This window comes from Streptomyces sp. NBRC 109706 (genome assembly GCF_000974485.1).
Lineage (GTDB): Bacteria > Actinomycetota > Actinomycetes > Streptomycetales > Streptomycetaceae > Streptomyces.
Map to the genome: position 1 here is coordinate 923245 of NZ_BBOM01000004.1, position 26982 is coordinate 950226.

General features: G+C 73.3%; 26 protein-coding genes. 6 read left to right on the forward strand and 20 right to left on the reverse strand.

The features are described 5' to 3' along the window. Positions 1 to 5: 5 nt before the first annotated feature. The 13 genes from AOM46_RS03805 to AOM46_RS03865 all read right to left on the reverse strand — a co-directional run bounded on the left by AOM46_RS03805 (position 6) and on the right by AOM46_RS03865 (position 14150). Positions 6 to 1406: an FAD-binding oxidoreductase gene (locus AOM46_RS03805; RefSeq protein WP_234313615.1), complete on the reverse strand. Its 1401-nt coding sequence runs from the start codon at positions 1404 to 1406 to the stop codon at positions 6 to 8. After that, complete coding sequence (locus AOM46_RS03810) at positions 1403 to 2149, reverse strand: alpha/beta hydrolase (RefSeq protein ID WP_062205511.1); 747 nt, start codon at positions 2147 to 2149, stop codon at positions 1403 to 1405. The genes AOM46_RS03805 and AOM46_RS03810 overlap by 4 nt, the downstream gene beginning before the upstream one ends. After that, entirely contained in the window at positions 2146 to 3219 is a 1074-nt protein-coding gene (locus AOM46_RS03815; protein WP_062205514.1) for a ketopantoate reductase family protein, read from the reverse strand. The genes AOM46_RS03810 and AOM46_RS03815 overlap by 4 nt, the downstream gene beginning before the upstream one ends. Beyond that, entirely contained in the window at positions 3216 to 4478 is a 1263-nt protein-coding gene (locus AOM46_RS03820) for an LLM class flavin-dependent oxidoreductase (RefSeq protein WP_062205517.1), read from the reverse strand. The genes AOM46_RS03815 and AOM46_RS03820 overlap by 4 nt, the downstream gene beginning before the upstream one ends. Then, a complete protein-coding gene (locus AOM46_RS03825; RefSeq protein ID WP_062205520.1) occupies positions 4475 to 4855 on the reverse strand; it encodes a hypothetical protein in 381 nt (126 codons plus the stop codon). The genes AOM46_RS03820 and AOM46_RS03825 overlap by 4 nt, the downstream gene beginning before the upstream one ends. After that, positions 4852 to 5400, reverse strand: a complete 549-nt coding sequence (locus tag AOM46_RS03830; RefSeq protein WP_062205523.1) for an LLM class flavin-dependent oxidoreductase — start codon at positions 5398 to 5400, stop codon at positions 4852 to 4854. Before AOM46_RS03830 ends, AOM46_RS03825 begins: the two co-directional genes overlap by 4 nt. Beyond that, on the reverse strand, positions 5397 to 7112 hold the full coding sequence (locus AOM46_RS03835; RefSeq protein ID WP_078856430.1) for an ABC transporter ATP-binding protein: 1716 nt from the start codon (positions 7110 to 7112) through the stop codon (positions 5397 to 5399). Before AOM46_RS03835 ends, AOM46_RS03830 begins: the two co-directional genes overlap by 4 nt. Beyond that, positions 7109 to 7996: an ABC transporter permease gene (locus tag AOM46_RS03840; protein WP_062205526.1), complete on the reverse strand. Its 888-nt coding sequence runs from the start codon at positions 7994 to 7996 to the stop codon at positions 7109 to 7111. Before AOM46_RS03840 ends, AOM46_RS03835 begins: the two co-directional genes overlap by 4 nt. Next, positions 7993 to 8937 (reverse strand): ABC transporter permease, encoded by a 945-nt coding sequence (locus AOM46_RS03845; protein WP_062205528.1) that lies wholly within the window; start codon positions 8935 to 8937, stop codon positions 7993 to 7995. Before AOM46_RS03845 ends, AOM46_RS03840 begins: the two co-directional genes overlap by 4 nt. Positions 8938 to 9002: 65 nt before the next feature. Then, the gene (locus AOM46_RS03850) at positions 9003 to 10643 is read right to left on the reverse strand and encodes an ABC transporter substrate-binding protein (protein WP_062205532.1); all 1641 of its coding nucleotides are present in this window, start codon (positions 10641 to 10643) and stop codon (positions 9003 to 9005) included. Positions 10644 to 10725: 82 nt separating this feature from the next. Further along, a complete protein-coding gene (locus AOM46_RS03855; RefSeq protein ID WP_078856432.1) occupies positions 10726 to 11898 on the reverse strand; it encodes an LLM class flavin-dependent oxidoreductase in 1173 nt (390 codons plus the stop codon). Further along, complete coding sequence (locus AOM46_RS03860) at positions 11895 to 12809, reverse strand: sulfurtransferase (RefSeq protein ID WP_062205535.1); 915 nt, start codon at positions 12807 to 12809, stop codon at positions 11895 to 11897. The genes AOM46_RS03855 and AOM46_RS03860 overlap by 4 nt, the downstream gene beginning before the upstream one ends. A gap of 411 nt (positions 12810 to 13220) precedes the next feature. Next, positions 13221 to 14150: a LysR family transcriptional regulator gene (locus tag AOM46_RS03865; RefSeq protein ID WP_078856433.1), complete on the reverse strand. Its 930-nt coding sequence runs from the start codon at positions 14148 to 14150 to the stop codon at positions 13221 to 13223. A 137-nt stretch (positions 14151 to 14287) separates the two neighbouring features. Here AOM46_RS03865 and AOM46_RS03870 point away from each other — a divergent pair, with 137 nt between their 5' ends. From AOM46_RS03870 to AOM46_RS03880, 3 genes are read left to right on the forward strand one after another with little or no spacing between them, the layout of a single operon-like run. Continuing rightward, positions 14288 to 15184, forward strand: a complete 897-nt coding sequence (locus AOM46_RS03870; RefSeq protein ID WP_062205538.1) for a sterol desaturase family protein — start codon at positions 14288 to 14290, stop codon at positions 15182 to 15184. After that, positions 15181 to 15822, forward strand: coding sequence for a lysoplasmalogenase (locus tag AOM46_RS03875; protein ID WP_062205541.1), 642 nt, complete (start codon positions 15181 to 15183; stop codon positions 15820 to 15822). The genes AOM46_RS03870 and AOM46_RS03875 overlap by 4 nt, the downstream gene beginning before the upstream one ends. Then, on the forward strand, positions 15823 to 16122 hold the full coding sequence (locus AOM46_RS03880; RefSeq protein ID WP_062205544.1) for a hypothetical protein: 300 nt from the start codon (positions 15823 to 15825) through the stop codon (positions 16120 to 16122). A gap of 12 nt (positions 16123 to 16134) precedes the next feature. Here AOM46_RS03880 and AOM46_RS03885 read toward each other — a convergent pair whose 3' ends face one another. Next, positions 16135 to 17217 (reverse strand): epoxide hydrolase family protein, encoded by a 1083-nt coding sequence (locus tag AOM46_RS03885; protein WP_062205547.1) that lies wholly within the window; start codon positions 17215 to 17217, stop codon positions 16135 to 16137. 417 nt (positions 17218 to 17634) lie between these two features. Continuing rightward, a complete protein-coding gene (locus AOM46_RS03890) occupies positions 17635 to 18675 on the reverse strand; it encodes an enoyl-CoA hydratase/isomerase family protein (protein WP_062205550.1) in 1041 nt (346 codons plus the stop codon). 159 nt (positions 18676 to 18834) lie between these two features. Between AOM46_RS03890 and AOM46_RS03895 the strand changes: the two genes are divergently transcribed. Further along, positions 18835 to 20532 (forward strand): GAF domain-containing protein, encoded by a 1698-nt coding sequence (locus tag AOM46_RS03895; protein WP_062205552.1) that lies wholly within the window; start codon positions 18835 to 18837, stop codon positions 20530 to 20532. 25 nt (positions 20533 to 20557) lie between these two features. On the opposite strand, the gene AOM46_RS03900 is transcribed toward AOM46_RS03895, so the two are convergent. Further along, a complete protein-coding gene (locus AOM46_RS03900; protein WP_062205555.1) occupies positions 20558 to 21586 on the reverse strand; it encodes a 2-hydroxyacid dehydrogenase in 1029 nt (342 codons plus the stop codon). Between the two features lie 141 nt (positions 21587 to 21727). Continuing rightward, entirely contained in the window at positions 21728 to 22411 is a 684-nt protein-coding gene (locus AOM46_RS03905; RefSeq protein ID WP_062205558.1) for a response regulator transcription factor, read from the reverse strand. Between the two features lie 242 nt (positions 22412 to 22653). On the opposite strand from AOM46_RS03905, the gene AOM46_RS03910 reads away from it, so the two are divergent. Further along, positions 22654 to 23262 carry a DoxX family membrane protein gene (locus AOM46_RS03910; protein WP_062205560.1) on the forward strand — a complete coding sequence of 203 codons (609 nt, stop codon included), beginning with the start codon at positions 22654 to 22656 and terminating at the stop codon, positions 23260 to 23262. A gap of 215 nt (positions 23263 to 23477) precedes the next feature. Here AOM46_RS03910 and AOM46_RS03915 read toward each other — a convergent pair whose 3' ends face one another. Then, positions 23478 to 23993 carry a flavin reductase family protein gene (locus AOM46_RS03915; protein WP_062205563.1) on the reverse strand — a complete coding sequence of 172 codons (516 nt, stop codon included), beginning with the start codon at positions 23991 to 23993 and terminating at the stop codon, positions 23478 to 23480. Positions 23994 to 24215: 222 nt separating this feature from the next. Further along, positions 24216 to 25148, reverse strand: a complete 933-nt coding sequence (locus tag AOM46_RS03920; RefSeq protein WP_062205566.1) for an aminoglycoside phosphotransferase family protein — start codon at positions 25146 to 25148, stop codon at positions 24216 to 24218. Positions 25149 to 25178: 30 nt separating this feature from the next. On the opposite strand from AOM46_RS03920, the gene AOM46_RS03925 reads away from it, so the two are divergent. After that, positions 25179 to 25745 carry a hypothetical protein gene (locus AOM46_RS03925; protein WP_062205569.1) on the forward strand — a complete coding sequence of 189 codons (567 nt, stop codon included), beginning with the start codon at positions 25179 to 25181 and terminating at the stop codon, positions 25743 to 25745. Here AOM46_RS03925 and AOM46_RS03930 read toward each other — a convergent pair. After that, positions 25738 to 26976, reverse strand: a complete 1239-nt coding sequence (locus tag AOM46_RS03930; RefSeq protein ID WP_062206408.1) for an MFS transporter — start codon at positions 26974 to 26976, stop codon at positions 25738 to 25740. The genes AOM46_RS03925 and AOM46_RS03930 overlap by 8 nt on opposite strands. Positions 26977 to 26982 lie beyond the last annotated feature (6 nt).

The following is a 26982-nucleotide window of genomic DNA, read 5'->3' on the forward strand; positions in this document are numbered from 1 at the left end:
CGGGATCAGATCGCCTTGCCCGGGTTGAGGATGCCCAGCGGGTCGAGGGCGTCCTTGATCCGGCGTTGGACGCGCAGCGCGTCGTTGCCCGACTCCGCCGCGAGCCAGGCCCGTTTGAGGCTTCCCACCCCGTGCTCGCCGGTGATGGTGCCGCCGAGTCGCAGGGCGAGGCGGAAGATCTCGTCGACGGTCTCCGTCACCGTTGCGGGGTCCCGGCCCTCGGCGAGCACCAGGGGGTGAAGGTTGCCGTCGCCGGCGTGGGCGAAGGTGAAGATCGGCACGCCGCTGCGTTCCGCGAGGGCGGAGAGGGCCCGTACCGCTTCGGCGAGGCGGGAACGGGGCACCGCGATGTCCTCGATCAGCACCCGCCCCAGCCGTTCGACGGCGGGCAGCGCCAGCCGGCGGGTGGCCAGCAGCGCCTCGGCGGTCTCGGGATCGTCGGTGCACTCGGATGTGGTGGCGGTGCGCCGCAGCACCGCGTGCACGGCCGCGATCTCCGCGTCGGCGGCGAAGCCGTCCGTCCGGGCCAGGACGAACGCCCGCCCGTCCGGCGGCGGTTCGCCGCGCAGCCGGGCGATAGCCGTCAGGGTGTGGCCGTCGAGGAGTTCCAGGACGCTGGGGCGCAGTCCCGCGTCGAGCACGGCGGCGCAGGCAGCGGCGGCGGCCTCCGGTGTGGCGAAGTACGCGGCGGCGGTCCCGGTGCGGGCCGGCGTCGGGAGCAGTCTGAGCGTCGCGCCGACCACCACCGCGAGGGTGCCCTCGGAGCCGGTGAACAGCGAGGTGAGGTCGTAGCCCGCCACGCCCTTGACGGTGCGGCGGCCGGTGCGCAGCCGGGTGCCGTCCGCCAGCACCACGTCGAGGCCGAGCACCGCGTCCCGGGTGACCCCGTATTTGACGCAGTGCAGTCCGCCGGCGTCGGTGGCGATATTGCCGCCCACGGTGGAGAGTTCGGCGCTCGCCGGATCGGGGGCGTAGCGCAGGCCCACGGCGCGGGCGGCCCGGTCGAGTTCGGCGGTGATCACGCCGGGTTCGACCTCGGCGAATCCGTCCTCGGCGTGCAGGGCCAGGATCCGGTTCATGCCGGCGAGGTCGAGCACCACCGTGCCGGCGCCGGCGGTGGCGCCGCCGGCCAGCCCGGTGCCGGCGCCCCTGGGCACCACGGGGATCCGGTGCGCGCTGGCCCAGCCGAGGGTGGCGACCACATCGTCGGCCGACGCGGCCCGCACCACGGCCAGCGGCGGCGCGTCGGGGCGCTGGCCCGAACGGTCGGCGGACAGCCGGCGCAGATCGTCGGGGTCCACCGAGACGGCGCGTGGCGACAGTTGACGGGCCAGGGCGTCGAACGGCGGCGCGGCGGCCGGTCGGGCGTCGGTCATCGGGGTGCCGGCCATCGGGGTGTTGGTCATCGGGGTGTTGGTTCGGTTTCGGGCAACTCGCTGACCACGGCAGGGAGATGGGCGCCGAGCCGGAGCCGTTCCAGGAAGAGCACCACGGTGGCGGCCACCGAACGGTGCGAGACGTCGTTGAGGATGTCGTGCAGCCCGCCGTCCACCTCGACGATCGAGGTGGCGCCCAACGCCCGGTAGAGCGGGACCGCTTCGGTCGGCGGGCTGATTCCGTCGGCGCCGCCGTGCACGGCGAGCAGCGGCAGGCCCAGCGGGGAGGCGTCGACCACGGGCGGTTGACCGGCGGGGGAGCCGGCGGCGCCCTCCCGGCCGAGCACCAGACGGTGGTTGGGGCAGGCGGTGCGGGCGGCGATCTCGGCGTCGGGATCGTCGGGGCGCGCGTCGTGGGTGGGCAGGCCGGCCAGGATCACGGCGTCCACGGTGTCGGCGTGCTCCCTGGCCAGCCGCAGCGCGTGCGGGCCGCCGCCGTCCACGCCCACCAGCACCAGCGGTCCGGGCGTTTCGGCGTCGGCGACCAGCTCGGCGAGGACATCGGCCGGAGTCTCGCCGAGGCCCCGGCCGGTTCCGGGGTGGTCCGTGGGGACGGCGACGACGCGGTAGGCGTCAGCGGCCAGTCGGCTGCCGAAACGGTGGTAGACCTGGGCGGTTTCGCCCCGGCCGGCGAGCAGCAGCAGGGTGCCGCGCGGGGCGATGCCCGTCGGCTCGTGCCAGCGCCGGACGGTGGAGGGTGAGGTGGTGGTCATGAGCGTGCGGCTCCCGTCGGCTGGGTGGGGGTGGTGTTCTCTTCGGTCGGGGCGCTGGTGCCCGCCAGGGCGGCGATCGTGTGCAGGACCTCGGCAATGTCCCGGCTGCCGGGCTTCTCGCCGGCCGAAGCGGAGACGCCGAGCACCCGTTGCAGGGCGGAGTTGACCGGGGTCGGTACCCCGTGCAGCCGGCCCAGCAGGCTGATCTCGCCGTTGAGGAAGTCGACCTCGCTCGATGCGCCCCGCTCGAAGCTCTGCCAGGTGGACTGCTGTCCCTGGACATGGCCCGAGCCGGGCACGATGGTGGCGAGCGCCGGATCGTAGGTGCGTTCCGTCTCCGGATCGGCCACGGTATGGCCGGCGGCGGTCAGCACGGTGCGGGCCTCGGCGGTGGCGCGGCGGCCCACGGCGGCCAACTCCTCGGGCGCGCCGGTGAACAGCTCGACCGCGTTGGTGACGTTGTGCAGCAGCTTCCACGCCTTCCAGCGGGACGCGTCCGGCACGCCCTGGGCGAGCCAGCCGGCGGCGTCGGCGTCCTCGACGAAGGCGACGGCGGCCGGATCCGGCGGTGCCGGCCTGGCCGGGAACGGGAGGCCGCCCACCAGCAGTTGGCCGGCCCTGGGGGCGGCGGCGGTGAGCACTTCGCCGGGGCCGAGATGGCGGGCCGGCACCAGGACGGTGGCGCCGATCACGTTCCCGAACCAGCGGGCGGCGACCCGTTCGGCGTCAAGGCCGTTCTGCAGGGTGATCACCGGCAGATCGGCGGCCAGGCCGCCGTCGCCGGTCGGGCGCCAGGCCCAGTCGGCGAGGGTGGCCTGCGCGTCCTGGGCCTTGGTGGCCAGCAACAGCACGTCGTCCGGGGTGAGTTCGGTCTCGGCGGGGCCGCCGACCACCGGCACGGGCACCGTGCGGCGGCCGGCCGGGGTGACGCGCACCAGGCCCCGGGCGCGGATGGCGTCCAGGGCGGCTCCCCTGGCGGAGAGCACCGCCGGGATTCCGGCCAGCAGCAGATCGGCGGCGAGCGCGCCGCCCACCGCCCCGGCGCCGATCACGACATAGCGGCGGGTCATGAAGTCCCCTTATGGGTAGCGGTGTTGAGGGCGGTGGCCGGTCCCGTGGAAGGCGCGGGGGCCGGTGCGGGGTCCAGGCCCAGATGGCCGGCGATGGTGTCGGTCCGGTAGGTGGTGCGGTGGACACCGGCCCGTTGGAGCAGCGGCACCACCCGGGCCACGAACCGTTCCACGCCGGAGGGCTGCAGGGGGAGCAGCAGGTTGACGCCGGCGACGCCCCGGCGGTGCCAGCCGATCAGGGTGTCGGCGATCTCCTCGGCGGTGCCGTGCAGATGGGTCTGGATATTGCCGAAGCCGCCGGCGTGGAGGCGTTCGGCGATCCCTCGGATGGTCAGCCCCTCGCGTTCGCCGAGGGTGCGGGCCAGTCCGGCGAGGCTGGCGCCGCTGAGCCGGTCGGGGTCGGTGGGCAGCGCTTCGACCGGCAGCGGGCCCTCGGGATCGAGGCCGGTGAGGTCGGCGCCGACGATCGGGCCCAGCCAGGCGATCGGGTCGATCCGGCCGCGCTGCACCGCGTCCAGCCGGTCGGCCAACCGGTGTGCCTCGGCGGTGGTTTCGGCGAGATAGGGGATCACTCCCGGCAGCACCAGGGGCGTGCCGGGCGGCCGGCCGTGCGCGGCGGCGCGGGCGCGGAGGTCGGCGTCCAGCGCGAGGGCGTCCTGGATGCCGTGGCCGCCGGCGTAGACCACGTCGGCGTGCCGGGCGGCCAGCTCGCGGCCCCGGGCGGAGCCGCCGGCCTGCACCACCAGCGGCCGGTCGGCGGCCCCCGTCGACAGCTGCTCCCAGCGGTCGCGGACGGTGGTGAGAAACGTTTCGGCGTTGGCGTAGCGCTGCCCGTGGTCGGGCTGTCCGGCCAGGCCGAAGTTGGCGGCGATCCGGTCGCCGGCCGAGGCGACCGCGTTGATCGCCGCCCGGCCGCCGCTCAGGGTGTGCAGGGAGAACGCCCGATCGGCCACCGTCACCGGGTCGTTGTAGGTGGTGGAGACGGTGCCGATCAGCCCGATCCGCTCGGTCGACACGGCGATGGCGGCGAGCAGTCCCAGGGGTTCGAAGCGGTGCGGGATGCCGTGTTCGTCGGTGCCGAGGGCTGGGGAGTCGGCGAGGAACACCGCGTCGAACAGGCCCTCTTCGGCGAGTTGGGCGATGCCCACGAAATGGTCGATGTCGAGTTCGGCGCCCGGTGTGCTCGTGGGGTGGGTCCAGGCGGCGGTGTGCCGGCCGACGCCGCTCATGTTGAGGCTCAGGCGCAGTGGGCGGGTCATCGGGTCGGTTCCTTGTTGTCGTCCGTGCTCCACAGGGCCAGGGGCGGGCCCGGTGGGGTCGGCAGGTTGAGGGGGCCGGCGACCCGGTGGTGGGTGCCCCGGTAGCCGCCGGGCGGCAGTGCCTCGGGGGCGAAGTAGCGGCCGGTGACGCGGTCGGCGAGGATCGCCTCGGGCGGAAAGCGGTGTTCGTCGGTGCCGAGGGCTGGGGAGTCGGCGAGGAACACGGCGTCGAACAGGCCCTCTTCGGCGAGTTGGGTGATGCCCACGAAATGGTCGATGTCGAGTTCGGCGCCCGGTGTGCTCGTGGGGTGGGTCCAGGCGGCGGTGTGCCGGCCGACGCCGCTCATGTTGAGGCTCAGGCGCAGTGGGCGGGTCATCGGGTCGGTTCCTTGTTGTCGTCCGTGCTCCACAGGGCCAGGGGCGGGCCCGGTGGGGTCGGCAGGTTGAGGGGGCCGGCGATCCGGTGGTGGGTGCCCCGGTAGCCGTCGGCCGGCAGTGCCTCGGGGGCGAAGTAGCGGCCGGTGACGCGGTCGGCGAGGATCGCCTCGGGCGGGAAGCTGTGCCACAGGTGCCGGACGGCCGCCAGGTAGTCGGTCCATTCGGGGCCCGTTCCGGTGTCCGCCAACAGGACGCGGCCCGGGGCGAGATGGGCGAGGGTGGCCAGCACACGGGCCGCGTTGTAGGGCGCGACCCGCTCGGGGTCCAGCGGCACCACGACCCGGAGTTCGGCGGTGGCGCGCAGCACCGCCGCGGCCAGCGTGGTGGCCTCCACGGGCGCCGCCGGCTCGGCGCGCGCCGGCAGCAACAGCGTCCGCACGCCGCGTCGTTCGGCGGCGCGCACCGCGTCCCGGATCGCCGGCCACGTCAACCGGCGCCCGTCGGGCAGCAGTTGGGCCAGGGTGACGGTGTCCGTTCGGGTCATTTCGCTGCCTCCTGCTGCTCGGCCCCGGGGTCGGGCCGGTGGAACGGCGCCGCCACGGAGGCGAGCAGCTCGCGGGTGTAGGGGTGGCTGGGCGCGGCGAACACGTCCTCGGTCGGGCCGTGTTCGAGGACGGATCCGTGCCGCATCACCAGCACCTCGTCGGATATCTGCCGCACCACGGCCAGATCGTGCGAGATAAAGACATAGGCGACGCCCAACTCGCGTTGCAGCCGCGTCAACAGGTCCAGAATCTGCGCCTGCACCGTCACATCGAGTGCGGACACCGGCTCGTCGCAGACCACCACCTCGGGCCGCAGCACCAGGGCGCGGGCGATGGCGACGCGCTGCCGTTGGCCGCCGGACAGCTCGCGTGGTCTGCGGTCGGCCAGTTCGGGCGGCAGCGCGACGGCGGCCAGCATCTCGGCGACGCGTTCCTCCCGTTCGCGGGCGTCGCCGATGCGGTGGGCGCGCAGCGGCTCGGCGACGGTGCGGCGCACCGTGAACCTCGGGTCGAGCGAGGCGTACGGGTTCTGCTGGACGATCCCCAGCCGCCGCCTCACGGCGCGCAGGCCGGCGGAGCCGAGGGTGGTGATCTCCGTGCCGTCCAGCAGCACGCTGCCGGAGTCGGGGCGTTCCAGGCCCAGCAGGATGCGGGCCGTGGTGGTCTTTCCCGAGCCCGACTCGCCGAGCACCCCGAGGGTGCGGCCGCGTGGCACATCGAAGCCGACGTCGTCGACGGCCCGCAGCCGGGTGCCGTCGGCGTCCCTGCCGAAGGTCTTCACCAGGTTCCGCGCCCGCAGCAGCGGCGCGGCCGCCGACTCGTTCCCGGCCTCGCGCGGCCGGACGAGCCGACGTCCGCGCAGGCTGGGGGTGTTGGCCAACAGTTCGCGGGTGTACGGGTGTTGGGGGTCGGTGACCAGTTCGACGGCCGGGCCCTGCTCCACCAGCCGGCCGTCGCGCAGCACCACGATCCGGTCCGCGCGCTCCGCCGCCATCGCGAGATCGTGGGTGATCAGCAGCAGCGCGATCCCGTGGTCGGCGCGCAGCGTCGCCAGATGGTCGAGCACCCGGCGGCTGACGGTGGCGTCCAGCGCGCTGGTCGGCTCGTCGGCGATCAGCAGCCGGGGCTCGGCCGCGAGCGCGATGGCGATCAGCACCCGTTGCCGCATCCCGCCGGACAGCTCGTGCGGGAACTGCCCCGCCCGTGTCTCCGGCCGGTCGATACCCACCTCGGCCAGTAGCCGGACGGCGCGTTCGGCGGCCTCCCGCCGGCCGGCCAGCCGGTGGATGCGCAGCGCCTCGGCGATCTGCTCGCCGACCCGGGTGGTGGGGTTCAGGGAGGACCCGGGATCCTGCGGCACCAGGGCGATCTCCGCGCCACGCAGCCGGCGCAGCGCGGACCGGGACAGGCCCAGCACGTCCCGCCCCCGGTAGCCGATCCGGCCGCCGACGATCCGCGCGTTCCCCGGCAGCATGCCGTTGACGGCGTGCGCGGTGGTGGACTTGCCCGATCCCGACTCCCCGACGACGGCGACGGTTTCGCCGGCCCGCACCTCAAGGCTCAGGCCCCGTACGGCGGTTCGTTCGCCGCCCCGGACGCGATAGGCGACGGTGAGATCGTCGATGGTCAACAGGGCGGCACCGTCGGGCTCTTGGGCCTCGGGGGTGGCCCGGGTGGTCGTGTCGGTCGTGTTGGTGACGGGGGTGCTCATCGCAGCGCCCCCCGGGTGTCCAGCCAGCGGGAGATCCGGTTGGTGGAGAGCACCGTCGCCGCGATCACCAGGCTGGGCAGCAGCGCCACCCACCAGGCCGTGGCGAGATAGTCCCGGCCCTCGCTGACGATCTTGCCCCATTCGGGAGTCGGCGGTGGTTCCCCGTAGCCGAGGAAGCTCAGCGCGGAGACGGAGAGAATCGCGCTGCCGAACTCCAGCGTGGAGAGCACCAGCGCGGGCCCGATGGAATGCGGCAGCACATGCCGCCAGAGCACCGGCAGCCGCCGCACCCCGAGCACGGTCGCCGCCTCCACATGGGGCGAGGTCCGCACCCGCAACGCCTCGGCGCGGGTGATCCTGGCGAACGAGGCGACGGAGGCGATCCCGACCGCGACGGCCACATTGGTGATCCCGAAGCCCAGTGCGGCCACCACGGCGAGCGACAGCAGCAGGGACGGCACCGCCAGCAGAACGTCGGTGAGCCGCATGATCACGGCGTCCACCACCCCGCCGAGGAAACCGGAGACCAGGCCGAGCGCCGAGCCGACGCCGAAGGCGATGCCCACCGCGATCAACGGGGCGCGCAGCGAGAGCCCGGCCCCGTGCACCACCCGAGCGAAGACGTCGCGGCCGAGCTGGTCGGTGCCGAACCAGTGCTGGGCGCTGGGGGGTTGGAGCTTGTTCAGCACCTCGCCGCTGGTCGGCGACTGGGACGTCAGCAGCCCGGGCGCGAAGGCGGCGAGCACCGCGAGGAACAGCACCGCGAAGGCCAGCAGCACCGCAGGGCCAGGACGGCGGTGGTCACGTCGCCGGCGCGGCCGCTCGGCCGGGGCCAGGACCGGCGGCCCCTGCGCCTCGGCGGCGACGGTCTCTGAGGTGGTCATCGGATGGCCTCCGTGAGGGTGACACGACGGTCGAGCAGCGGATAGGTGAGATCGACCAGCAGATTGACGACGACAAAGACCAGCGCGGACAGCAGCACCACGCCCTGCACCACGGGCAGGTCCTGGCGGGTGACGGCGTCGGCCGTCAGCCGCCCGACGCCCTCCCGGGAGAACACCGTCTCCGTCACCACCGCGCCGCCGAGCAGATTGCCCACCACCACGGCGGTGGCGGTCAGCGTCGGGCCCGCCGCGTTACGGGTCGCGTGCCGAAGGTGCAGCCGGAGCCGACCGGCGCCCTTGGCCACGGCGGTGTCCACATAGCCCTGCTCCAGCACCTCGCGCAGACTCCGGTTGAAGATCTGCGCCACGGTGGCGGTGACCGGCAGCGCCAGGGTGATCGCCGGCAGCACCAGGTTCTGGAACCCGTCGGTGCCACCCGACGGCAGCGCCCGCCACTGGAAGGCCACGACCTGGATCAGCACCAGGCCGACGGCGAAGGTGGGGAACGAGATGCCCAGCGGCGGCAGCGACATCAGCAGCTCCCTGGCCCACCGGCCCCGGGCGTGCGCCGCCAGACTGCCCACCAGCAGCCCGGCGCTCACCCCGAACAGCAGGGCCAGCGCGGCGAGTTGCGCGGTGTGCGGCAGCGCGCTGCCGATCATGGAACGCACCGGGGCGCCGGTGTGCAACGAGGTCCCCAGATCCCCGGTGAGGAGGCCGCCGAGCTGGCGTACGTACTGCACGACCAGCGGATCGTCGTAGCCGGCCTCGGCGCGCAGCGCGGCGACCTCCTCGGGGTTGAGCGCCGAATCGCCCGAACCGGAGAGCTTGATGGACAACGCGTCACTGGGCAGCACGGACAGCAGCACGAACGCGAGGGTGAAGGTCCCCAGCAGGACGAGCACCGCCTGGAGGGCGCGCGCGGCGAGGTACTTCCCCATCGGATGCCTTTCGGTTTCGGGTCGGGTGCGGGGTGCGGGGTGTCCTGCGGAGAGGGGCGGGTGGGCTACTCGTTCAGCCAGACGTCGTAGAGGCTCAGCCGCGAACTGGCCTCGAAGTGGAAGCCCTTGACGCTGTCGCGGTGGGTCATCACGCCGGCCAGCTCGTAGAGCGGGATGGCATAGCCCTGGTCCACCAGTTCCTGGGTGGCCTCGGTGACCAGCTCCTGCCGCCGTTCCGGGTCGGCCTCGCCGGACTGGGCCTGCAACAGCTCGTCCACCGGGCGGGGTTCGGCGGCCCGGTTCTGGTTGCGGCCGGTGAAGCCGAAGACGGCGCGGGCGGCGTCCGCCTCGGCGCGGTGGAACGGCGAGTACCAGAGGTCCCATTCGCCGCTGGCCTCGGCCGCGGCCAGATCGGCCGGCGCCTCAAGCCTGATCTGCAGATCGATGCCGATCTCCCGCAGCTGCGACTGGAGCAGTTCCATCATCGGCCCGGCCTGCCGACCGGCGTGGTAGAGCCCCAGCAGTTCGAGCCGCTGCCCGTCCCGTTCCCTGATCCCGTCCGAGCCCGGCACCCAACCGGCCTCGTCCAGCAGGGACCTGGCCTCCTCCGGGTCGTACTCCAGGCCGTCCAGCGGCTCGAAGAACGGGGTGGCCGAGGTGATGACGTTCTGCGCGACCTGGTCATACTCGGTGAACACGCCGGCGACGATCTCCTCGCGGTCGGCGCCCAGCGAAACGGCGCGACGCACGGCGAGTTCGGAGGTCAGCGGACGTTCCAGGTTGGGGATCAGATTGACCCCGACGCCCGGGTAGGGGCGGCCGACCACGCCGAACCCGTTGCCCTCGAAGCTGGGCACGTCCTCGGTGAGCGGGATGGTGTCGATATGCAGCTCACCGTTGCGCAGCTGCCCGGCCCGCACCCCCGACTCGGGCACCACCTCGAAGTCGACGGTCTCCACATGGGCCTCGCCCTCGTGCTCCAGCACGGGCGACGCCCAGTCGTATCCTTCGCGGCGGTTGAGCGTGATGCGCTGTTCGGGCTGGTAGGAGTCGATGACGAACGGGCCGGCCGCGACCAGGTTCCCGGCGCAGCGTTCCTCGGGCGTCGCGGCCAGCGTGGCGGGCGCCAGGATGCCGAGGGTGATGGTGGCGGTGCCCTGGAGGAACTGCACGTTGGCGTGGTCGAAGTTGACCGTGACGGTGTGCTCGTCGACCACCTCGGACCCGGCGTAGCCGTCCAGATAGGTGGAGGCCAACGGGGTGACGGCCGGGCCGAGTTCGGTGATGGTGTCGAAGTTGGCGGCGACCGCCTCGGCGTCCAGCGGGGTGCCGTCGGAGAAGGTGACGCCCGCCCGCAGATGGAAGGTGTAGGAGGTCGCGTCGGGGGAGACGTCCCAGGACTCGGCGAGCCAGGGGGTGATCTCGCCGGTTTCCGGGTCCTGGTCGGTGAGCGAATCGGCGATCTGCCGGGCCACGAAGATCGACACATTGGACGAGTTCTGGTGCGGATCGACGCAGGCCACACTCGTGTTGAGGCCGACGGCCAGGGTGCCGCCGGACCGCGGCTCGCCGTCGTCGGCGCCGCCGCCGCCCGAGCCGCCGGGCTCGGCGCCGCCGCAGGCGGTGACCAGCAGCGCCAGCGGCAGGGCGAGGCCCGCGGTGGCGAGGCGGAGCGGACGGGCCGGGGATCTGGGGAAGGTGCGCATGGTGGGTTCCTTGCAGAGGTGGCGGCGAGGCTCGGGCGGTGCTCGGCGATCAGGGACGGGGCGCCCGGGCGGGCGGGGGTGCTCAGGCGGTGGGGACGGCTTCCGCGACGGCGGCGAACGGTGATCCGGGCGGCGGGACGGGCGGGCCGGCCGCGCCGGGGGACGATTCGCCCCGCTCCCGCAGCGCCAGCTCCTGGCGGACCAGCGGGAGGACATAACGCCCGTAGTCGATGGCGTCGTTGATGTTGTCGTAGCCCCGGATGGAGATCAGCTCGGCGCCCAGATCGATGTAGTCGAGGATGGCGGCGGCCACCGTCTCCGGGGTGCCGACCAGCGCGGTCGAGGCGCCGCGCGCGTTGGTCGCCGTCGCCACCGGCGTCCACAGCGCGCGGTCGTGCAGCTCGCCCCGGTCGGCGATGTCCAACAGCCGCTGGGAGCCCACGTTCTGGGGCCGCCCGGCGCCGTGCGGCCAGCGGGCGATGGCCGTCCTGGCGGCGGGGCGGCGCAGCGCGTCCAGCACCCGGTGCGCCTTCTCCCAGGCCAGTTCCTCGGTGGGCGCGATGATCGGGCGGAACGTCACCCAGATCCTGGGCCGGTCGGCGCGGCCGGCCTTCTCGGCCTCCCGGCGCACGGCGTCGATCTGCTCGCGGGTCTCGGCCAGCGGCTCGCCCCACAGCCCGAAGATGTCGCCCAGCGCGCCACCGACCCGGTAGGCGTCGGGCGAGGAGCCGCCGACCGAGACGGGGATGGTGCCGGCGAGGGGCCGGTACTCGGCGCGGAAGTCCTCGAAGGAGTAGAACTCGCCCGCGTGGTCGAAGGGTTCGGCCGAGGTCCAGACCTTCCGCAGCACCTCGATGAACTCGGCCGAACGGGCGTACCGCCGGTCCTTGGGCAGCCGGTCGCCCTCCCTGGCCTGCTCGTGGTCGTCGCCGCCGGAGATGATGTGGACGGCGGCCCGCCCGTCGCTGAGCTGGTCCAGGGTGGCCAGCGCCTTGGCCGCCACCGTGGGATAGAGGGTGTTGGGCCGCAGCGCGATCAACGGCCTGACGCGCTCGGTGTGTTGGGCGATGGTCGCGCCGACGGTGAACGGGTCGTAGCCGGCGGAGCCGTAGGGCAGCAGCGTGTAGTCGAAGCCGTACTCGTCCAGGGTGCGCGCGTAGCGGGCCAGGAACGCGCGGTCGATGCCCTGGCCGGGCCGGGGACGGAGTTCGGTGGAGTCGTTGACATAGCTGGCGCTGATGAACTCGACGGTCATCGGATGGCTCCTGTGGGTGCGTTCTTGGCGTCCTGGGGCGTGGCGTCGGGAGGGGTGCCGGGGCCCGGTTCGTCCCCGGTGGCGACGGGACGGTCGGGGTGGTTGGACCAGGCCGACCAGGAGCCGGGGAAGAGCGCGGCCTCCCGCCCGGTGACGGCCAGCGCGGCGACGGTGTGCGCGGCCGTCACCCCGGAGCCGCAGTAGACGGCCACCGGACGGTCGTCCCGTACGCCGGCGGCGGCGAAGCGGGCGGTCAGCTCGTCCCGGGTGCGGAATCGGCCGTCGGCGTCCAGGTTCTCGCTCGCCGGCGCGCTTCCGGCGCCCGGGATATGGCCGGCGCGCGGATCCACCGGCTCCTCGGCGCCCCGGTAGCGGGCGGCGGCCCGGGCGTCCAACAGCGTGCCGTCGGCGGCGAACCGGCCGGCCTCGTCGATGTCGATCACCGGGCGGTGGCCGTAGGCGAGTCGGATGTCACCGAGCGGCGGCGCCGGCTCGTCGCCGGCGGCCAACGGAAGACCGGCGGCCGCCCAACCGTCCAGCGCCCCGTCCAGGATGCGGACATCGGTCACCCCGGCGTGGCCGAGCAGCCACCAGGCGCGGGCCGCCGCCAGCCCGCCGGAGGCGTCGTAGACCACCACGCTCTCCCCGTTGCGTAGCCCCCAACGGCGGGCGCTCTCCTGCAGGTCGGCGATCGGCGGCAACGGATGCCGGCCCTCGGTCGGCGCTCCGTGGCCGGAGAGCTCACGTTCCAGATCGACATGGACGGCGCCCGGGATATGGCCGGCTCGGTAGGCGGGGCGGCCATCGGGTTCGCCCAGTGACCAGCGGACGTCCAACAGGCGGACGGGCGGGCCGGGCGCATCGACGGGCAGCCGCGCCGCAAGGGCGGTAGGGGACAGCAGAACGGACATGGCGGTGCTCCAGAGACAGGCGTGATCACCGTCCGCGGGGCGCGACGGCGCGCGGGGCGGTGAGTGGGCGCGACCGAAGGCGCCGGGGGACGGCTGGGCCGGGCTGAAGAGAGGTGGGGGAGCGGCGCGTTCGCCGGGCGGGTCAGCCCGTCACCGGGACGGGGACGGCCACGCTCCCGAAGGGTCCGACGGCTCGGTCAGCGAGCCGGACAGGGCTGACACGGACATCGCGGCGCGAGGAACGCGCAGGGCAGCCCGCCGCCAAGCGGCGGGTGGCCGGCGGCTTGTCCTTGGCTGCGTGTCATGACCAACACCCTAGGACGGGGTCAGGGAACCGTCCAACAGTGATGTCCGATCGAAAACGATCGGGAACGGCAATGGAACGCTCCGCCGGCGGACGGTTTCGAACGGTCAGTCGCGGGCGTGGCCCAGCCGCTCGCCGACCTCGTCGGCCTCGTCCGCCTCGATCGAGGTGGTGCCTCGCTCGCGCCGCAGATCGTCGAAGAACCGCTCCAGGGCGGCCAGCGCCGCCGCCTCCAGATCGATGTCAAGACCCCGACGGGCCGTCAGATGGATCGCGGCCAGACCCAGGTCCGGCAGATCCGTGCGCTCCACCAGACCGGCCAACTGCCGCCCTGCGGACGGCAGTACGGCGACGCCGAGCCCTGCGCGCGCCGCGCCCATCACCCCTTCGAGACTGGTCGACTCGGCGGTGACATCCACCGGAAGGCCGGCCTCGGCCAGCTCGTGCAACGCGCGCTGCCGCATCCCGCAGGGCTCGACATAGGCGACCAGCGGCCAGGGCTCCCGGCCCACCGGCGGCTGCCAGAACGGAGCCGCGTACCAGGCCAGCGGAAGGGACCCCACCGGACGCCCAGGGGTGTCGGGGGTGGTGCTCAAAATCACAGCCAGATCGATCGTCCCCCGGGCCACGGCCTCGGTCATCTGGGTCGACCGGTCGATCTGGAAACGCACCCCGTGGTGCGGATAGGCCGCGCGCAGCGCCCCCAACACACCGGGCAGCACCTGCTCGGCCGCCGTCTCCGCGGACCCGATCACGATCCGTGACTGCCCGGACGCGTCCAGCCGCTCCAGCGCCTGATCGTGCACCGACAGAATGCGCCTGGCCTCCACCAGCAGCCGCTCGCCCGCGTCGGTGAACCGGGTACGACGCCCGTCCCTGCGCACCAACTCGGCGCCGAGCCGCCGCTCCAACAGCCGGACATGCTGGCTGACGGTCGGCTGACTCAGATGCAGCGCGGCGGCGGCACGACCGAACCCACCACAGTCCGCGATGGCGACAAAGCTGCGGAGTTGCACCAGGTCCAGGGAGTCACTCACAGGCTCGATGCTAGACCCCACGTCAACCGCCCGCCGGGGCCGAGGCCGGCCGGCGGTGTGGCCGGGTTCGTCGGTTCGGGCGTACTTGTTGGTAACAACGTCTAGCCGGACTCGGATGTGCGTTCTACGGTCGTCCCATGCCGAACCTGCCCGATGTCGTGCTGTGGTCCATACCCGCGTTCGTGCTGCTGACCGTCGTGGAGATGGTCAGCTATCGCATCCATCCGGACGAGGACGCGGCCGGGTATGAGGCCAAGGACGCCACGACCAGTCTCAGCATGGGCATCGGCAGTCTGGTTTTCGACTTCCTGTGGAAGATCCCGATCGTCGCGATCTATGGCGCCGTCCATGAACTGACGCCGCTGCGGGTTCCGTTGGAGTGGTGGACGATCCCGTTGATGCTGCTCGCGCAGGACTTCTGCTACTACTGGAGCCATCGGGGCCACCATGTGATCCGCGTGCTGTGGGCCTGCCATGTGGTGCACCACAGCAGCCGGAAGTTCAACCTCACCACGGCGTTGCGTCAGCCCTGGACCAGTTGGACGTCCTGGCCGTTCTATCTGCCGCTGATCGTGCTCGGGGTGCATCCGGCGGCCATCGCGTTCTGTTCGTCGGTGAACCTCGTCTACCAGTTCTGGATCCACACCGAACGCGTCGACCGGCTGCCACGGCCCGTCGAGTACGTTTTCAACACGCCCTCGCACCATCGGGTGCACCACGCGTCGCAAGGTGACTATCTGGACCGCAACTTCGGCGGCATTCTGATCGTCTGGGATCGGTTGTTCGGTTCCTGGGCGGGTGAGGTCGAGCGGCCCGTCTTCGGTCTGACCAAGAACATCGACACCCACAACCCGCTGCGCGTCGCCACCCACGAGTACGCCGCCATCGCCCGCGACCTGCGGGCGGCGACCAGTTGGCGGGAGCGCGCCGGGCGGGTGTTCCGCGGCCCCGGCTGGCAACCGGGGCCAGGGACGGAGACGGGCACGGGGCCAGGGGCGGGGACGGCCACCGATGTCCCGGGGCGTGCCGCATGACCGCCGCCGCCCGTTCCCGACTGCTGCTCCGCGCCTTCCTGCTGGTCGCCGGCGTCGATCTGGTCTGTGTGCTGGCCGGCGCCGACCTCGGCCATCTGATCGCCAAGCCGCTGCTGATGCCGCTGCTCGCCGCCTATGCGGCCAGCCGTGGCGCCCCCAAGCTCCTCCTCGCCGCGCTGCTGTTCGGCTGGGGCGGCGACGTCTTCCTGCTGCCCGACGCCGACTGGGCGTTCCTCGTCGGCATGGGCTCGTTCGCCGTCGGACACGTCTGCTATCTGACGCTCTTCGGCCGCCGACGCGCGCCCGCGCTCCTCGGCCCCGGCTACGCGGTGGTGCTGGTCGGCGCGGTGGCGCTGCTCTGGCCCGACCTGCCGGCCGAACTCCGTATACCCGTCGCCGGGTACTCGCTGCTGCTCGCCGCCATGGCCTACCGCGCCGGTGCGCTGGGCCCGCTCGCCGGCGCCGGCGGCGCGCTGTTCCTGCTCTCCGACACCCTGATCGCGACGGATATCGCGGAGTGGCCCCAACTGCCCGCCTCCGGCTTCTGGGTGATGTCCACCTATATCGCCGCCCAGTACCTGCTCACGGCCGGCATCCTGGCCGCACCCCGCGACCCGGGCCGGACGGGGACCGGCTGAATGCGGTACTGGAAGGTCTACTGGCACCACGCGTTCGACGCCGAACCCGTCGCCCTCTACAGCGAACTCGCCCCCGACGGGACGGAACTCCGCCGGGTCGAGGAGTTTCGCGACGGCACGACCGGCTGGGCCGACGGCCGGGCGCGGAGTGGGCGCACCGCGCTGGCCGACCTTCCGTTCGGCGAGCTGGACGAGGTCGCCGCCCAGGAGGAGTTCACCCCCTTCCTCATCGAACGCCGGGAGTTCGACGCCGTCTGGTCCCGCGCCCGCCGGGCGGCGGCCGGGGTGAGCGCGCCATGAGTGGGCCGTCGGCTAGCCGTCGAGGCCATGGAAGAAGGTGCGGATGTCCTGGGCGAGGAGGTCGGGGACCTCCATGGCGGCGAAGTGGCCGCCCCGGTCGAACTCCGACCAGTGGCGGACGTCGTAGCGGCGTTCGACGAGCGGGCGTACCGCCTGGGTGATGTCGTGGGCGAAGACCGCCACGCCGAGCGGGACGGGGCAGGGCCCGCCGCCGCGTCGGGCGTCATGGTGCAGTCGTGCCGAGGAGGCGGCGGTGGCGGTCAGCCAGTAGAGCGAGACATTGGTGAGGATCCGCTCGTCGTCGATCGGGGTCGCGGGGTCCGTCCAGTGGGCGAACCGTTCGGCGATCCAGGCGAGTTGGCCGACCGGCGAGTCGGTCAGGGCGTAGCCGATCGTCTGTGGGGTGGCGGCCTGCAGCGCCTGGTACGGGGGGCGGTTCGCCATCAGCTGCCTGACCTTGTCCAGCCGGGCCTCGTCCGTCGCGGAGAGTTGGACACCGGCGTCCGGATCGGGCCTGGTCGGCAGGTAGTTGACATGCGCCCCGACGACCCGGTCGGGGGCCAGCGCGCCGAGCGCCATCGAGACGCCGGAGCCGAAGTCGCCGCCCTGGGCGCCGTAGCGGGCGTAGCCGAGGGTGTCCATCAACGTGTCCCAGGCGCGGGCGATCCGTTCGATGTCCCAGCCGCGTTCGTGGGTGGGGCCGGAGAACCCGTAGCCGGGGAGGGAGGGGATCACCAGGTGGAAGTCGCGGGAGAGCGGCTCGATCACCTCGACGAACTCCAGGAACGAGCCCGGCCAGCCATGGGTGAGGACCAGCGGGAGGGCGTCCGGGTTCGCGGAGCGGACATGGACGAAGTGGATGGTCTGGCCCTCGATCTCGGTTGTGTAGTGGGGGAGTTGGTTGAGCCTTGCCTCGTGTGCGCGCCAGTCGTAGTCGGTGCGCCAGCGCTCGGCCAGCTCCCTGAGGCGGGCCAGCGGGAAGCCGTAGTCCCAGCCGGCGTCGGCCACTTCGTTGGGCCACCGGGTGCGGGCGAGGCGGTCGTCGAGGTCGTCCAGGTCGGCCTGGGGGACGGCGATGCGGAACGGCTTGATCATGGCGATGGCTCCAGGGGAGGTTTCCGGATTCGTTGGTCTGGCCAACGATGAGACGATGCCGGAACCGTACCAGCCAATTATTGGTGGTTCCAACGATTAAGGGATTTCCCGGGGCCACGGCGGGCGCCGCGCGCCGTGTCGGGGCGTGAAAGGCGCAGGAAAGCGCCGGGTCACACCATCGGGCTGACCCGAGGAACGAAGCCCACCCGGCGGCCGCCGGGTCGGAGGCGCCCCCGGGCCGGCGGGGGGCCGGCCCGGGGGCGGTGGTGCTTGTCGTGTCGGCCGTGCTGGCCGTGCCGGCCTCGGCTTCGGGGGCTGGTACGCGCTGGCCGGGTCCGGCGACGGCTTCGGGGTTGGCGTCGACGGTCGAGGAGCGGTACGCCGAGGACCGTCGGCTGACGGCCCCGGCCGGTGGGCTCACAGCCGGAGTTCGCGGCCCGCCAGCGGGGCGAAGAACCCCGCCACCTCGGCCGGGGTGACCTCCGCCAGCGTGGCCGGATCCCAACGGGGCTGCCGGTCCTTGTCGATGACCTGGGCACGGATCCCCTCGACCAGATCGGCCGTCTCCAGGCAGTGACAGGACGTCCGGTACTCCTGGACCAGAACCGCCTCCAGGGTGCCGAGCCGGCGGGCGCCGCGCAGCGCGGCCAGGGTGACCTTGAGCGCGGTCGGGGAACGGGTCGCCAGCGTCGCGGCGGCCCGCCCCGGCCCCTCGCCCGGCGTCGCGGTCAGCCGCTCGACGATCTCCTCCACCGAGTCGGCGGCATAGCAGGCGTCGACCCAGTCGCGGGCGCCCGACAGCGGATCGGCCGGCGGCTCGGTGGCATGGCGGGCGACGGCCTCGTCGGCGGGCAGCTTCGCGAGATCGCGCAGCAACGCGGGCAGCGCGGCCGACGGCACAAAGTGATCGGCGAACCCGCAGGCCAGCGCGGTGCCGGCGGTCATCGAATCCCCGGTGAGCCCGAGATGGACGCCCAACTCGCCCGGCGCGCCGGCCAGCAGCCGGGTGCCGCCGACATCGGGCACGAACCCGATGCCGGTCTCCGGCATCGCCACCCGGGAACGTTCCGTGACGATCCGGACGTCGCCATGGGCGGAGACCCCGACGCCGCCGCCCATCACGATGCCGTCCATCAACGCCACATAGGGCTTCGGGAAGCGGGCGATCCGCGCGTTGAGCCGGTACTCGTCGAACCAGAAGTCCCGGGCCGCGCCGGTGCCGGCACGGGCGTCGTCGTGGATGGCGCGGATGTCGCCGCCCGCGCAGAGCCCCCGTTCGCCGGCGCCGTCGACGACCACGGTCGCCACCTGCGGATCGTGCTCCCAGTCGCGCAGCGCGGCGTCCACGGCGCGGACCATGGCGTGCGAGAGCGCGTTGATCGCGCGCGGACGGTTGAGGGTGATCCGGCCCGCCCGGCCGTCCACGCCGATCAGGACCTCGGGTGCGGTGTCGGTCATCGGCTCGTTCCCTTCCTCGGTGCGGTGACCTCGTCGGCCCTCCGGCGGATCCTCTCCCGCGAGCGTTCGCGAGACCAGCCGCCATGGCCCGTGGTGCGTCACGGCCGGTAGGCTCGCGGATCGGGCGGCCGGGCCCGGGCTGGAGGGGAACGGGAGCAGATGGTGGCGGACCGCGACGAACAACGGTTGCCCGGGCTGCGGTTGGACGCGCTGCTGGAGGAACTCCAGATGCGCATCGACGCGATGCGCGGCACCAGGGACCGGGTGCACAGCCTGCTGGAGGCGGTGCTCGCGGTCGGCCGCGAGCTGGATCTGCCGCAGGTCCTGCGACGCGTCGTCGAGGCCGCCACGGTGCTGGTTGACGCCGAGTACGGGGCGCTGGGCGTGATCGGCGAGGACGAGCTGCTGAGCGAGTTCCTGACCGTCGGCATCGACGGCGAACGGGCCACCACCATCGGCTCGTTGCCGTCCGGCCACGGCATCCTCGGCGAACTCATCCGCCATCCGGCGCCGTTGCGGCTCTCCGATCTCACCACCCATCCGGCGTCCCACGGCTTCCCGCCCAACCATCCACGGATGCGGACCTTCCTCGGCGTGCCGATCCGGGTCCGCGACGAGGTGTTCGGCAACCTCTACCTGACCGAGAAGCGCGGCGGCCAGGAGTTCGACGCCGAGGACGAGTCGGTGCTGGCGACCCTCGCGGTGGCCGCCGGCGTGGCCATCGAGAACGCCCGGCTCTACGAGGAGGCACAGAACCGCCAACGGTGGCTGGCGGCCAACGCCGAGGTGGTGCGGAGCCTGCTCTCCGGCGCCGAGGAACACGAGGTCCTGGAACTGCTGGTGGGCCACGCCCGGCACATACTCGACGCGGACCTCGGGGCGCTCTGCGCCCCCGACGCCGAGGGTGCCGGCACGGTGATCAGCGTCGCCGAGGGGCCGGCCGCCGAGGCGGTGCGCGCCGGCACACCACCCGAGCTGGCGGCGGTGGTCCGGCGGGCCATGACCGAGGGCGGCCCGGTGACCGGCGCGGACATCGGCGCCGGCGCCGACGGGCCGGCGGCCCGCCTCGGCCCGGCGCTCGCCGTCCCGATGCGCGCCGGGGAACACGCCTGGGGCGCCCTGCTGTTGGCGCGCGACCGGCGGCGCCCGGCGTTCGGCGAGGACGCCCCCGAGCCGCTGCTGGCCTTCGCCGGACAGGCCGCGCTCGCCATGGAACTGGCCGAACGCCGCCGCGCGGCCGAACAGATGGCGATCCTGGAGGACCGCGACCGGATCGCCCGCGACCTCCACGACCTCGCCATCCAACGGCTCTTCGCCACCGGGATGACCCTGCAGAGCGCGGTGCGGTTCGTGACCCACCCCCAGGCGGAGGAGCGGCTGCTGCGGGCCGTCGACGATCTGGACGAGACCATCGGGATCATCCGCTCCACCATCTTCGGGCTCCGCGCCCACCGAACCGGACCCGGCGCCCGGGGGTTGCGCTCGCGGCTGGTGCGGACGGTCGAGGAGACCGTGCCCTCGCTCGGCTTCCGGCCGGCGCTGCGGATGGAGGGGCTGATCGACACGGATGTGCCGCCCGAGGTCGCCGAGCACGCGGTGCCGGTGCTGCGCGAGGCGCTGTCCAACGTCGCGCGGCACGCCGAGGCCGGCGCCGGCGAGGTGGCGGTGGTCGTCCACGACCGCACCCTGACCCTGACGGTGCGGGACAACGGCGTGGGCCCGCGCGAGTCCGGGCACCGGGGCGGGCTGCGCAACCTCGCCGAGCGGGCCGAACGCCTGGGCGGAACCCTGACCTTCGACCGCGCGGACGGCGGCGGCAGCCGCCTGGAATGGCGGGTACCGCTGCCGGTCGACTGACCCGTCGTGTCGACCTGCGGACCGTTCAACGGGCCGGCGCCACCAGGGTGTTCTCGCCGGTGCGGCCGGCCAGGTAGTCGGCGACATCGGCCGCCGTGGTGGCGACGATCTCGCCGACCGCGTCCCGGGTGAAGTACGCCTGATGCGAGCTGACCAGCACATTGCGGAACGTCATCAGCCGGGCCAGCACATCGTCGGTCATCACATCCAGCGAGTGGTCGAAGAAGAAGATGCCGGCCTCCTCCTCGTAGACGTCCAGCCCCACGCCGTCGAGCCGCCCGGAACGCAACGTCTCCACCAGGGCCTGCGCGTCGATCAGCCCGCCCCTGCTGGTGTTGACCAGGATCGCGTCGTCCCGCATCCGGGCCAGCGCCGCCGCGTCCACCACATGGTGGGTCTCGGGGAGCAGCGGCAGATGGAGGCTGACCAGATCCGCCTCGGCGAAGATCCGCTCCAGCGGCACATACTCCATGCCCAGGCGTTCGCACTCCGGGTTCGGCGCGATGTCATGGCCGAGCAGCCGCATCCCGAAACCGGCGGCGATCCGGGCGAACGCCTCGCCGATCCGGCCCGTGCCCAACACGCCTGCCGTCCGGCCGTGGAAGTCGCGGCCCAGCAGCCCGTTGAGCCGGAAGTCGAACTCGCGGGTGCGGGTCGCCGCCCGCACCACCCGCCGGTTGACGGCCAGCGCCAGTGCCCAGGCGAACTCGGCCACCGAATGCGGCGAGTAGCCGGAGACCCTGGCCACCCCCAGGCCGAGGCCCCGCGCCGCGTCCAGATCGATGTTGTTGTAGCCGGTGGAACGCTGGGTGATCATCCGGGTGCCGCCCTCAGCGAGCCGGCGCAGCACCTCGGCGTCCAGCACGTCGTTGACCCCGGTGCAGATCACCTCGTGTCCCGCGGCGGTCGAGACGGTGTCCCGGTCCAGCACCAGCTCCAGGCAACGCACCCGATGCCCGCCCCCGAACGTGGCCTCGAACGCGGCCTCCAGCAGCGGGCGTTCATCGGCCGTGACGCCATAGGCGACGATCTCGGCCGGCTCCGTCCTCGGCATGGGACTTCTCCTTCTGATGTGCGCGGTCAGGGGCTGCTCCCCAACCTGCCAGGCCGACCGGCGCTGGAACGGCAGGCCGCGCCGGGGCCGATTCGGACCACCGCACCGGCACCGGCCAGCGGCCGGGCCCGGCCCGAGGGCTCAGCCCCGGGCCGGGCCCGCCTCCTTGGCGAGGAGAGCCGCCTGCACCCGGCGCTCCACACCAAGCTTTCCCAACAGCCGGGAGATGTGGTTCTTCACCGTCTTCTCCGACAGATAGAGCCGGGCACCGATCTGACGGTTGGTCAACCCCTCGCCGATCAGCGCCAACACCTCCCGCTCCCGATCGGTGAGCCTGGCCACCGCCTGCTCGCTCGGGGACTCGCCGGGGGGCTCGGTCCGCAGGGTGCTCATCAACCGGGCGGTGGTGGCCGGGTCCAGCATGGACTGCCCCGAGGCCACCGTCCGCACCGCCGCGATCAGGTCCGAGCCCTTGATCTGCTTGAGCACATAGCCGGCCGCGCCGGCCATGATGGCGTCCAGCAGCGCGTCGTCATCGTCGAACGACGTCAGCATCAGACAGGCCAACCCCGGTATCAGCGACCGGAGTTCACGGCAGACGGAGATCCCGTCGCCGTCGTTGAGGCGGACATCGAGGATCGCCACGTCGGGCCGGAGCGCCGGCCCCCTGGCGATCGCCTCACCGGCGCTGGCGGCCTCGCCGACGACCAGCAGATCCGGCTCCCCGTCCAGCAGATCGTGCACCCCGCGCCGTACCACCTCGTGGTCGTCCAGCAGAAAGACCCTGATCGACTCGGCCCCCGCACCGTCCCGTTCCGCACTCATGACCCGCGCTCCCTGTCCTGGGCGGCACCCCCGGACGGCGCCGCGTCTCCAGGGTGGACCACCGGGCGGCGGTTCCACATGGGCCGAACGGCCCCGTTGTACGGGCCGGCGGAGGGCCCGTTCGGCCCCGGCGGCAGGTCCCGCGCGGCCCATGCCGGAACGGGTGCCGGGCGAGCAGAGTCGATATCGCCAGCAGGTGCTCACCGGCACCCACGGCGTCAACTCCCAGAAAGGGAAGGGCCATGACTCTCCATGACACCCCGCGAGCATCCGATGGAGCCTCCCGACCGCTGACCGCACCGGCGGACGCCGCCGCGCCGGCCCGGGCCGACGCCCCGGCCGCCGCCCGGTTCCTGGCCCTGCTGCGGATCGCGATCGGGTTCGTCTTCGTATGGGCCTTCCTCGACAAGGCGTTCGGCCTGGGCTACGCCACCAGGTCGGGCAACGCCTGGGTGGACGGCGGCTCGCCCACCAGGGGCTTCCTCAGCAATGTGTCGGTCGGCCCGCTGGAGTCCACGTTCCAGGACATGGCGGGCGCGGTCTGGGCCGACTGGCTGTTCATGCTGGGCCTGCTGGGCATCGGAGTCGCGGTCTGCTCGGGGATGGGGCTGCGGATCGCGGCGGTCGCCGGATCGTTGATGATGCTGCTGATGTGGGCGGCGGAGTGGCCGCCGGCACGGCATCTCTCGGACGGCTCGCCCAGCATGTCGAGCAACCCGTTCATGGACTCCCACCTCGTCTACGCGCTGCTGCTGATCGCGCTGGCGCTCTGCCGGGCCGGTGACACCTGGGGCCTCGGCCGGTTCTGGTCCCGCCTCCCGGTGGTGCGCACCACGCCCTGGCTCCGCTGACCCCCGCAAAACCCGGCCGCCCCACCCCCGTTCGCACCGGGGTGGGGCCGCCGGACGTCGGTCGCCTCCCGCCGGACCGCGCTCCAACTGCTGGCCCGGCACTGGACGAACGAGGCGCACGGGCTGGTGGCCGAGCACGCCGTCCAGGATCCCGACTCCGGCGCGCGCCGGAGCATGCTGCGGGCGCTGGCCGCCCGTGCCGACCACGACTGAGTTCAGATGGCGGTGTGGGGGCCGAGGCGGTGGTAGGTGCGGTCGTGGAAGACGAGGGGGGTGGTTTGTGGTTGGGCGTTGCTGGTGAGGGCGAGGAGGGAGATGAGGTAGCTGGCGCCGACGGGGGTGCGTTCGATGATGCGGGCGCGTATCCAGGCGTGTGCGCCGGTGATGATGGGTTCGCCGGTGGGGAGGGTGGTCCAGCCGCCGGTTGAGAAGCGGTCGATGCCGCTGGTGGCGAAGCGGGCGGCGATGTCGTCCTGTTGGCCGGAGAGGAGGTTGACGGTGAGGGTGTCGGCGGTTGCGATGGCGGGGGCGCTGGACGAGGTGGCGGCGAGGGAGAAGGCGAGGAGGGGTGGTTCAGCCGATACGGAGATGACCGAGGTGGCGGTGAACCCGACCGGCCGGCCATTGTGCACGGTCGCGATCACCGCGACCCCCGCCGGGTGCTGCCGGAAGACGGACTTGTACTCCTGGGCGGTCAGAAAGCCCTCGCCGACGCGCTCACCCGAGGTCATCGAAGGCCCCGAGGACAAAGGGCCCAGGGCCCTGGCGGCGGGTGGTGCCGGAGAGAGCGACAACGCTCGGTGATGAGGCGGACAAGGACACTTCCTCTCGGTCGCGGGAACGCGCGGCGCCGGTCCCCTCCACGGCACGAAGGGCCCTGTCGTTCAGCGCATAAGCACGGACGGATGTTCCCGTCCCCCACACAGCGCGATGTCAATCACCACCCGCCCCCCTCAGCGCGGGTCGGTGAGCAGGGTCGCCAGGTGGTCGGCCAGGGCGGTGAGGCGGGCCAGGTCGGGGCCCTCGCGGGCGGCGCGGAAGCCGTGGCGGCGGGCCCAGAACGCCGCCTCGACGGCGTGGAACTGCGCCCAGCGGCGGGCGCGTTCGGGGTCGACCTCGGCGGCCTCGGCGAACACGTCCAGCGCGCGGTGGACGGCGCGGCGCAGGTCGCCCGCCTCGGTGAGCGCCGGCGCGCGGGACTTGAGCAGCGCGCCGCCGTCATAGGCGGGGTCGCCCGCGTACCCCTTGGGGTCGACGGCCAGCCAGGGCTCTCGTTCGGCCCGCAGGATGTTGCCCGGATGCAGATCGCCATGGACCAGGGTGTCCGGCTGGTCACGGCCCAGCTCGCGGACGGTCGCCACCGCCGCGTCCACCACCCTGGGCGCGAGCGCGTGCGTCAACTCGACGGCGTCCCGCCGGAGTTCCGCCTCCCACGCGTCGGCCCGCTCCCGCAGCCGGGGCAGTCCCGGCGGGGCCGCGACGGCCAGCCGGCGGCCGAGCCGGCCGGCGATCCGCACCACCTCGTCGCCGTCCGACAAGGTGGCGAGGGTGGTCGGTTCGGCCCGCTCCAGCAGCATCCCGAAGCGCGCGTCGTCCCGCTCGTACAGCCGCACCGCGCCGCGTCCGGCCCAGGCGGCGAAGGCGTCGGGCTCATGGACGTTGCCCGGGTGGGGGAACGACACCTTCAGCACGGCCGGCTCCGAGCCGTGCCGCCGCACCGGGACGATGACCCCGACGCCGCCATGCCTCACCCCGCTGTCCGGCACACAGCCCCAGCGGTCCAGCAACTCTCCGACGATCCCGGGCAGTTGGGCCAGCCACTTCTCCCCGGCCGCCCCCTCCCTGGCCCGGGTACCCCGCGCGAACGCCTCCGGTACGGTGAACATGCGGGCAGCCTACGCGCGGAGGCGGCGGAGATGACGCGGGACGAGGCCCTGCGGCGGCTGGGCGATCTGGTGTGGGAGCGCGCCTTCGGCTGGGATGTCGGTTCCGATCGGCTGATCCGGGCCGGCCTGGACGCGCTGCTCGCCGGCGTCGAGTGCCCCTCCCTCGCACGGTTGGCCGGTCTGCTCCGCCGCGAGGAGCCGGAGGCGCCGCAGCTGTTCGACGCGGTGGTGGACGAGTTGGGCCTCGGCGTCCGGCTGCCGTCCGACCCCCCGGCGGTCCGCTGGGCGCTGGCGAGATGGCTCGCGCGACGGATCGTCGACGGCTCCATCGACCCGGACCGCGGCACCCGGCTGATCTGGTCGGACGCGGCCTTCTGGCTGCGCTACCCGGAGGAGTTGGAGCCGTTCGTCCGCATCGCCATCAAGCTGGCGGACACCGACCCCGACACGGACACGGACACGGATGAGGCCGGGACGGCGGCCGGGGGCGGCCCGCTCGAAGAGCTGCGCGGCCAAGCCGTGCTGGCCGCCCGGCGGTTCCTCGGCGAGGAGCGTTCCGACGGACCGTGCGCCGGCCCCCCGGAGACCGTCATTTGAGGCCGTCACCCGAGGACGTCCGGGGCGTCGGGCCCGGTCCGATCAGGCCGACGGCCAGGGCGGCGAAGGCCAGCGCCGCCGCGCCCCAGAGCAGCGCCGGGATGCCACCGGCCGACTCGACGACGGTGCCGCCGAGGAAAGCGCCCAGCGCGATCGACGCGGTGAAGACCCCGACATAGAGGCCGGTGATCTGCTCGACGCGCCGCGGCGCCGCCTGGGTCATCCAGATCTGACCGCCCACGGACAGCCCGCCATAGGCCAGGCCCCACAGGGCGATGGCGGCCCAGGCGGCGCCGGCGACGGTGCCCAGCAGGGCCAGCAGCGCGATCGCCGTGCCGATGCCGACGGCCAGGCCCAGCACGGTGCGGCGGGCCGCGGCGGCCGCCGCCGCGCCGGCGGCGAAGTTGCCGGCCAGCCCGAAGAGGCCGTAGACCAGCAGCAGCAGGGCGATGGCGCCGGGCGCCAGCCCGGTGCGTTCCTCCAACACCGGCCGCACATAGGTGTAGGCGGCGAAGTGGGCGGTCACCAGCAGCGCGATCAGCGTCAGCCCGACGGTCACCCGCGGTGTCCACAGCGGTGGCCGGTTCCCGCCGGGGGTGTCGGCGACCGTTGGTGCCGGCAGCCGGGGCAGCGCCGCCAGTAGCCAGGCGGCGAGCAGCAGCGCGGCGCCCGCCAGGGAGCCGAACGCGGCCCGCCAGCCGAAGGCGTCGCCGACCAGCGTGCCCAGCGGCACCCCGACGACCGAGGCGGCGGCGACGCCGCCGACCGCGAAGGACACCGCGAGGGCCGCGTGGCGCGGCGCCACCAGCCGGATCGCGACGGCGGACGCCAGCCCCCACACCGTGCCCATTCCGAACCCGAGCACCACCCGGGAGACCAGCAGCGTGCCGAAGCCGCCCGCGACGGCCGTCAACGTGTTGCCGAGCGCCAACACCACCATGGCGGCGGCCAGTACGAGCCGCCGGTCGAGCCCGCCCAGCAGCCGGGGCACGGTCGGTGCCGTCCCGGCCGCCACCAGTCCGGTGACGGTCAGGCTGTAGCCGGCGGTGCCGTTGCCGATGCCCAGGCCGTCGGCCATCGGCGTCAGCACCCCGACCGGCAGCATCTCGGAGGTGACCACGACAAAGGTGCTCAACGACAGCACGGCGACGGCCAGCCACCCCCGGCGGGCGGTGTGGTCGGTGCGGTCGGTCGGGGGCGCTGAACCGGTGGCGGACGCGGCGGAGTTCATGCAGCC

What these genes read in the sequence shown, in the direction of transcription:
- AOM46_RS03900 (WP_062205555.1), bottom strand. Translation starts at nt 21,586, where the DNA reads ATGCCGAGGACGGAGCCGGCCGAGATCGTCGCCTATGGCGTCACGGCC.
- AOM46_RS03825 (WP_062205520.1), bottom strand. Translation starts at nt 4,855, where the DNA reads ATGACCCGCCCACTGCGCCTGAGCCTCAACATGAGCGGCGTCGGCCGG.
- AOM46_RS03835 (WP_078856430.1), bottom strand. Translation starts at nt 7,112, where the DNA reads ATGAGCACCCCCGTCACCAACACGACCGACACGACCACCCGGGCCACC.
- AOM46_RS03815 (WP_062205514.1), bottom strand. Translation starts at nt 3,219, where the DNA reads ATGACCCGCCGCTATGTCGTGATCGGCGCCGGGGCGGTGGGCGGCGCG.
- AOM46_RS03885 (WP_062205547.1), bottom strand. Translation starts at nt 17,217, where the DNA reads ATGATCAAGCCGTTCCGCATCGCCGTCCCCCAGGCCGACCTGGACGAC.
- AOM46_RS03890 (WP_062205550.1), bottom strand. Translation starts at nt 18,675, where the DNA reads ATGACCGACACCGCACCCGAGGTCCTGATCGGCGTGGACGGCCGGGCG.
- AOM46_RS03870 (WP_062205538.1), top strand. Translation starts at nt 14,288, where the DNA reads ATGCCGAACCTGCCCGATGTCGTGCTGTGGTCCATACCCGCGTTCGTG.
- AOM46_RS03915 (WP_062205563.1), bottom strand. Translation starts at nt 23,993, where the DNA reads ATGACCTCGGGTGAGCGCGTCGGCGAGGGCTTTCTGACCGCCCAGGAG.
- AOM46_RS03845 (WP_062205528.1), bottom strand. Translation starts at nt 8,937, where the DNA reads ATGGGGAAGTACCTCGCCGCGCGCGCCCTCCAGGCGGTGCTCGTCCTG.
- AOM46_RS03930 (WP_062206408.1), bottom strand. Translation starts at nt 26,976, where the DNA reads ATGAACTCCGCCGCGTCCGCCACCGGTTCAGCGCCCCCGACCGACCGC.
- AOM46_RS03840 (WP_062205526.1), bottom strand. Translation starts at nt 7,996, where the DNA reads ATGACCACCTCAGAGACCGTCGCCGCCGAGGCGCAGGGGCCGCCGGTC.
- AOM46_RS03810 (WP_062205511.1), bottom strand. Translation starts at nt 2,149, where the DNA reads ATGACCACCACCTCACCCTCCACCGTCCGGCGCTGGCACGAGCCGACG.
- AOM46_RS03920 (WP_062205566.1), bottom strand. Translation starts at nt 25,148, where the DNA reads ATGTTCACCGTACCGGAGGCGTTCGCGCGGGGTACCCGGGCCAGGGAG.
- AOM46_RS03880 (WP_062205544.1), top strand. Translation starts at nt 15,823, where the DNA reads ATGCGGTACTGGAAGGTCTACTGGCACCACGCGTTCGACGCCGAACCC.
- AOM46_RS03850 (WP_062205532.1), bottom strand. Translation starts at nt 10,643, where the DNA reads ATGCGCACCTTCCCCAGATCCCCGGCCCGTCCGCTCCGCCTCGCCACC.
- AOM46_RS03855 (WP_078856432.1), bottom strand. Translation starts at nt 11,898, where the DNA reads ATGACCGTCGAGTTCATCAGCGCCAGCTATGTCAACGACTCCACCGAA.
- AOM46_RS03895 (WP_062205552.1), top strand. Translation starts at nt 18,835, where the DNA reads ATGGTGGCGGACCGCGACGAACAACGGTTGCCCGGGCTGCGGTTGGAC.
- AOM46_RS03875 (WP_062205541.1), top strand. Translation starts at nt 15,181, where the DNA reads ATGACCGCCGCCGCCCGTTCCCGACTGCTGCTCCGCGCCTTCCTGCTG.
- AOM46_RS03830 (WP_062205523.1), bottom strand. Translation starts at nt 5,400, where the DNA reads ATGACCCGAACGGACACCGTCACCCTGGCCCAACTGCTGCCCGACGGG.
- AOM46_RS03910 (WP_062205560.1), top strand. Translation starts at nt 22,654, where the DNA reads ATGACTCTCCATGACACCCCGCGAGCATCCGATGGAGCCTCCCGACCG.
- AOM46_RS03925 (WP_062205569.1), top strand. Translation starts at nt 25,179, where the DNA reads ATGACGCGGGACGAGGCCCTGCGGCGGCTGGGCGATCTGGTGTGGGAG.
- AOM46_RS03805 (WP_234313615.1), bottom strand. Translation starts at nt 1,406, where the DNA reads ATGACCAACACCCCGATGGCCGGCACCCCGATGACCGACGCCCGACCG.
- AOM46_RS03860 (WP_062205535.1), bottom strand. Translation starts at nt 12,809, where the DNA reads ATGTCCGTTCTGCTGTCCCCTACCGCCCTTGCGGCGCGGCTGCCCGTC.
- AOM46_RS03820 (WP_062205517.1), bottom strand. Translation starts at nt 4,478, where the DNA reads ATGACCCGCCCACTGCGCCTGAGCCTCAACATGAGCGGCGTCGGCCGG.
- AOM46_RS03905 (WP_062205558.1), bottom strand. Translation starts at nt 22,411, where the DNA reads ATGAGTGCGGAACGGGACGGTGCGGGGGCCGAGTCGATCAGGGTCTTT.